The organism is Flavobacterium sp. (assembly GCF_043760115.1).
Taxonomy (GTDB): domain Bacteria; phylum Bacteroidota; class Bacteroidia; order Flavobacteriales; family Flavobacteriaceae; genus Flavobacterium.
In genome coordinates this window covers 1-5,580 of sequence record NZ_JAYUPK010000129.1, presented here as the reverse complement: position 1 = coordinate 5,580, position 5,580 = coordinate 1, and the positions used below count along the sequence as shown (strand labels likewise).

Below are 5,580 nucleotides of genomic sequence, written 5' to 3'. Positions count from 1 at the left end.
TTACACCTTCGGTTTCCTTAAAATTAATATGTAAGTGAGGCAAAATTTTATCCAATCCGAAAATAAATAAAGCACCAAGTGCAAACCCAACTGCGGCTGGGATTACTTTCACAAATCCGTCGCCTTCACTCATTTCTATTGATGGCGCAAGTAAACTCCAAAAACTTGCTGCAACCATAACGCCACCAGTAAATCCTAACATTCCGTCAAAAACTGTACGGTTCATTCCTTTAAAGAAAAACACGAACGATGCGCCAAGAGCAGTTACAAACCAAGTAAACATTGTGGCATAAAACGCTGCTAAAATTGGACTAATACTCGAAAAATAATCTATAATTGATTGATACATATTTATTTTATATATAAATTAGTTGCTATTTTATTTGATATTATAATGGTATTTTTTTCTAATTGTAAAGTCAAAGTTTCATCAAAATTTTCTTTTTCAATGATTTTAATTTTTGATCCTAAAGAAATTTTTTGTTTGTCTAAATATTGCAAAAATGATGGTGATGAATCTTTTACACCTACGCATTGATATTCGTGACCAATATTTGCTTCTGATAAAAGCAATTTATCCACTTTTTTAATGATTCCATTTTCATCTGGAATTGGGTCGCCATGAGGATCAAATGATGGAAAACCTAAAAAACTATCTAATTTATTGATCAATTTTTCTGATTTTATATGTTCTAATTCTTCGGCTATTTCGTGTACTTCATCCCAAGAAAAATGTAATTTATCTACTAGAAAAACTTCCCACAAACGATGTTTTCTTACAATCATTTTGGCTGTGTAAAATCCTTTATCTGTTAACGTTACTCCTTGATATTTTTGATAAGAAACCAATTCTTTTTCAGATAATTTCCTTAACATATCAGTTACCGATGATGCTTTAGTATTTAGCATTCCAGCAATGGCATTCGTATTTACACCTTTATGCAAAACAGATGATAAATGATAGATAACTTTAAGGTAATTCTCTTCGGATGTGGTCATAAAAATAAATATCAACAAATATAAAAATAAATTTGATACAAGTAAAAATTTTTTTAGTTTTGTCTAAAAATTTATTCTGATGAAAAAATATTTTCTGCTGATTTTATTATTCATATCACAAATAATCCTTGCTCAAACTATTGAACCCATTCAAGCAGATAGACCAGACCAAACAGAAACTCCAGCAATTGTGCCCAAAGGAATGTTTCAAGTAGAAACTGGTTTTACATTTCAAAAAAATGACGAATTTAGTAAAACCAATACTTTGCCTACCGTTTTGTGGAAATATGGTGTAAATGAAAATTTCGAATTGCGGTTGATTACTGAGTTTACATTAGAAAAAATCTTTAACGAAAAACAAGATGGATTACTTCCGATATATATTGGTTTTAAAGCAAAACTTGCCGAAGAAAAAGGTATTGTTCCAAAAACTTCTATTATTGCGCATATTGGTTTACCAAGTGCGGCATCAACAAAATATAAAACTGAATTTTACGCACCAGAATTTCGATTTGTGATGCAACATACTTTGTCAGAAAAAGTGAGTTTGAGTTATAATTTGGGTGCAGAATGGGATGGATTTTCTGCTGAACCAACATTTATATACACCTTAACAACTGGATATTCTATTACAAATAAATTGGGAACATACATAGAATTATTTGGTTTTGCACCTCAAAAAAGTAAAGCAAATCACAATTTCGATGCTGGAATTACCTATTTGATAAACAATAATTTTATGTTAGATTTGTCTTCGGGAATTGGCATTACTAAAAATGCACCAGATCATTATTTAGCAGTAGGTTTTTCATTTAGAATTTAATATGCAACATTACAATTATATTTTCACTGGTTCAGGATTATCGGCTTTGATGACGGTTTATGAAATGATTTTGTCTGGTAAATTTATAGATAAAACCATTTTATTATTAGACGAAAATTCTAAAAAAAGTAATGATAGAACTTGGTGTTTTTGGGATGACAAACCATCTAAATTTGAAGAAATAATTTCAAAAAAATGGAATGTTGCACTTTTTGCAAATGAAAATTATAAACAAAATCTAGATTTGAGTCAATACAATTACAACATGATTCGTGGTTTAGATTTTTATAATTTTATTTTTGATTTAATTTCTAAACAAGACAATATTCAGTTTGCTAAGCAAAAAGTTATTTATCATGAAGAAATAGGAAATCAATGCATAATAAAAACAGAATATCAAAATTACAGATGTGATAAAATTTTTAATTCAATATACACTTCAGATTTTGTAGAAAATCAATCGAAATATCCACTTTTATCGCAGCATTTTATTGGTTGGTTTATAAAATCTAAAGAAGAAGTTTTTAATAAAGATATTGTTTCATTTATGGATTTTTCTGTAGAACAAAATGGAAACACAAGATTTATGTATGTACTTCCAACTTCTTCTACCGAAGCTTTGATAGAATATACATTGTTTTCAGAAAAATTATTATTAAAAGAAGAATATGAAAATGAAATTCAAGATTATATAAAAAAACTAGGAATTTCAGACTATGAAATTGTAGACAAAGAGCAAGGAAATATTCCAATGACGAGTTATAAATTTTGGAAACACAATACAAAGAATGTTATAAATATTGGTTCTGTTGGTGGTTGGACAAAAGCCAGTACGGGTTTTACGTTTAAAAAAACTTCTAAAAAAGCTAGAGAATTAGTTCGTTTTCTAGAAAAATCCTTCGACTGCACTAAGGAAGACAAAGAAAATTTAAACAAATCTGACTTTAGAAAATTTCATAAAGCAGATAAATTTTGGTTCTATGATTTATTATTTTTAGATGTTTTATACAGAAGAAATGAGTTAGGTTCTAAGGTATTTTCTTCGTTATTCAAAAAAGGAAATCCGACTTTAATTTTTAAATTTCTTGATGAAGAAACTACTTTTATTGAAGATTTACAAGTAATGTTGAAATGTCCGAAAGTTGTTTTTATTCGAGCTTTATTTAAAAGAATTTTTTGATTTTGATTTCTCTATAAAACGATAACAAATCTTTATGATTAGAATGATTCTCAAAAAAAGAATTCTCATTACCTTTGCACTAGATTTTTGGTTGTCAAACACACCTGAAATTAAAAATCGTTAATCCAAAATTAAAAATAATTATGTATCCAGAAGAAATGGTAAAACCAATGAGAGTAGAATTGTCTGACGCTGGTTTTCAAGATTTATATAGTTCAGAAGCGGTAGAAAACGCAATAAAAGCAGAAGGAACAACACTTGTAGTTGTAAACTCTGTGTGTGGTTGTGCTGCAAGAAATGCTCGTCCAGGAGCAAAAATGAGTTTGGATGGAGCAAAAAAACCCGATCATTTAGTAACAGTTTTTGCAGGAGTTGATAAAGATGCAGTTGATGCTGCAAGACAACACATGTTTCCTTTTCCACCATCGTCACCAAGTATGGCTTTGTTTAAAAATGGCGAATTGGTTCACATGCTAGAACGTCATCACATTGAAGGAAGACCAGCAGAAATGATTGCTGAAAACTTGAAAGATGCTTACGCAGAATTCTGTTAGTTTTTTAACCACTAAGTACACAAAGAAGGCACAAAGAGCACTATTAATTTAGTGCTTTTTTTTTTATACTTAGTGAACTTAGCGCATACTTCGTGTGCTTTGTGGTTAAATAAAAAAAATTAACTTTGCCCAAGAATTCTTCCATTTAGAGTTCAAACATTTCTAATCTTAAAGTTTATAGTATGCAACTGTACAACACCTTAAGCGCAGAAGAAAGAGCAGAATTGATAGATAATTCTGGAAAACAACGACTTACGCTGTCTTTCTATGCGTATTCTAAAATTGAAAATCCTAAAGAATTTCGTGATAATTTATTTTTAGCTTGGAACAATCTTGAAGTTCTTGGCAGAATTTATGTTGCTACAGAAGGAATAAATGCCCAACTTTCACTTCCAGCAGATAATTTTTATGCTTTCAAAGATTCAATTGAAAAGTATGAATTTATGAAAGGAATTCGGCTGAATGTTGCTGTTGAACACGACGATCATTCGTTTTTAAAACTAACCATAAAAGTTCGAGACAAGATTGTTGCCGATGGACTAAATGACGATTCATTAGATGTAACTAATATTGGAACTCATCTAAAAGCTAAGGAATTTAACGATTTACTCAAAAATCCGAATACAATTGTTGTAGATATGCGAAATCATTACGAAAGTGAAATTGGTCATTTTGTAAACGCAATTACACCAGATGTTGAAACTTTTAGAGAAAGTTTACCTATTATTGAAAACCAACTTTCATGTCATAAAGAAGACAAAAATCTTTTAATGTATTGCACTGGCGGAATTAGATGTGAAAAAGCATCTGCCTATTTCAAAAACAAAGGTTTTAAAAATGTGTACCAATTAGAAGGTGGAATTATAGAATATACGCGTCAAGTAAAAGCCGAAGGTTTAGAAAGTAAATTTATTGGTAAGAATTTTGTTTTTGATCATCGTCTTGGCGAAAGAATTACAGAAGATATAGTTTCACAATGCCATCAATGCGGAACAGCTTGCGACAATCATACGAATTGTGAAAACGAAGGTTGTCATTTATTATTTATTCAATGTGATCAATGTAAGCAAGTTATGGAAAATTGTTGTTCAGTTGAATGTCGAGATATAATTAACATGTCACTAGTAGATCAAGTCAATTTGCGAAAAGGAATTAAAAATGGAAATATGATTTTTAGAAAAGGAAAATCAGATAAATTACTTTTTAAAAATTCTGATGAGAACACCCTAAAATCTTTGTCAAAGTTTGAAACTTTGACAAAGTTAAATTCTAACAAAGACATTCGTCAAAAAATCAAAACCAAAAAAATACTTATTGGTAAAGGACAACATTATTATCCAAAACCACAAGTTGCCTTATTTTTAATAGAAAACGGTGAATTAAAAATTGGTGATAAAATTTTAATAACTGGACCAACAACTGGTAATCAAGAAGTTATTTTAGAAAAAATGTTAGTAAACGGAACAGATTCTCAAATAGCAACTATTGGAGATAAAGTTACCATGAATTTGCCTTTTAGAATTCGATTGTCTGATAAGTTGTATAAGATTTTAGAAATGATTTAAAACTATTTATTCAATGTGTTAAATGTTATTAAATTTATTACAAACTATTTAAAAATTATTCGGTTTTTTGAGACATATTCAAAGAATTTGAAAGTCTATATTTTTGAAAAATAAAAAAATCTATAAATCTGTGTTATAAAAAATTAATCCATTTCACAAAAAATCTAAAATCGCTATTCTACATTCTAAAATCTTTACTCTTTAACAAACTTACTATTCCAATCACCATTATTAGTTTTTAAATTCACAATATAAATTCCTTTTTGTAAAGAACTTACATCAATGTTTTTATTGTTTTTTACATTTTTAATTACATTTTGACCAAGTAAATTAAGAATAGAAATATCTTGAACTTGGTAATTGCCACTTTCTGGTAAATGAATTGAAATTGTGTTTTTGGTTGGATTTGGGTACAGTGAAATTGAGTTTTTATCAGCAATAACTTCTGGAACATCAAGG

At 29.0% G+C, this 5,580-nt stretch carries 7 protein-coding genes; 4 read left to right on the top strand and 3 right to left on the bottom strand.

Annotation, left to right across the window (positions count from 1 at the left end; translation table 11 throughout):
• On the bottom strand, positions 1–349 hold a 349-nt coding region (locus tag ACH2BC_RS10915), incomplete at its 3' end, for a ZIP family metal transporter (protein WP_395054035.1).
• 2 nt (positions 350–351) lie between these two features.
• Complete coding sequence (locus tag ACH2BC_RS10910) at positions 352–999, bottom strand: metal-dependent transcriptional regulator (protein WP_395054034.1); 648 nt, start codon at positions 997–999, stop codon at positions 352–354.
• A 79-nt stretch (positions 1,000–1,078) separates the two neighbouring features.
• Here ACH2BC_RS10910 and ACH2BC_RS10905 point away from each other — a divergent pair, with 79 nt between their 5' ends.
• The 4 genes from ACH2BC_RS10905 (at position 1,079) to ACH2BC_RS10890 (ending at position 5,121) form a co-directional block, all read left to right on the top strand.
• Positions 1,079–1,822: a transporter gene (locus tag ACH2BC_RS10905; RefSeq protein WP_395054033.1), complete on the top strand. Its 744-nt coding sequence runs from the start codon at positions 1,079–1,081 to the stop codon at positions 1,820–1,822.
• Between the two features lies 1 nt (position 1,823).
• On the top strand, positions 1,824–3,002 hold the full coding sequence (locus ACH2BC_RS10900) for a lycopene cyclase family protein (RefSeq protein WP_395054032.1): 1,179 nt from the start codon (positions 1,824–1,826) through the stop codon (positions 3,000–3,002).
• 143 nt (positions 3,003–3,145) lie between these two features.
• Positions 3,146–3,556, top strand: coding sequence for a BrxA/BrxB family bacilliredoxin (locus tag ACH2BC_RS10895; RefSeq protein WP_395054031.1), 411 nt, complete (start codon positions 3,146–3,148; stop codon positions 3,554–3,556).
• A gap of 182 nt (positions 3,557–3,738) precedes the next feature.
• Complete coding sequence (locus ACH2BC_RS10890; RefSeq protein WP_395054030.1) at positions 3,739–5,121, top strand: rhodanese-related sulfurtransferase; 1,383 nt, start codon at positions 3,739–3,741, stop codon at positions 5,119–5,121.
• A 194-nt stretch (positions 5,122–5,315) separates the two neighbouring features.
• On the opposite strand, the gene ACH2BC_RS10885 is transcribed toward ACH2BC_RS10890, so the two are convergent.
• Positions 5,316–5,580 (bottom strand): T9SS type A sorting domain-containing protein (locus tag ACH2BC_RS10885; RefSeq protein WP_395054029.1); only part of this gene is annotated, 265 nt, incomplete at its 5' end.

What these genes read in the sequence shown, in the direction of transcription:
- ACH2BC_RS10910 (WP_395054034.1), bottom strand. Translation starts at nt 999, where the DNA reads ATGACCACATCCGAAGAGAATTACCTTAAAGTTATCTATCATTTATCA.
- ACH2BC_RS10905 (WP_395054033.1), top strand. Translation starts at nt 1,079, where the DNA reads ATGAAAAAATATTTTCTGCTGATTTTATTATTCATATCACAAATAATC.
- ACH2BC_RS10900 (WP_395054032.1), top strand. Translation starts at nt 1,824, where the DNA reads ATGCAACATTACAATTATATTTTCACTGGTTCAGGATTATCGGCTTTG.
- ACH2BC_RS10895 (WP_395054031.1), top strand. Translation starts at nt 3,146, where the DNA reads ATGTATCCAGAAGAAATGGTAAAACCAATGAGAGTAGAATTGTCTGAC.
- ACH2BC_RS10890 (WP_395054030.1), top strand. Translation starts at nt 3,739, where the DNA reads ATGCAACTGTACAACACCTTAAGCGCAGAAGAAAGAGCAGAATTGATA.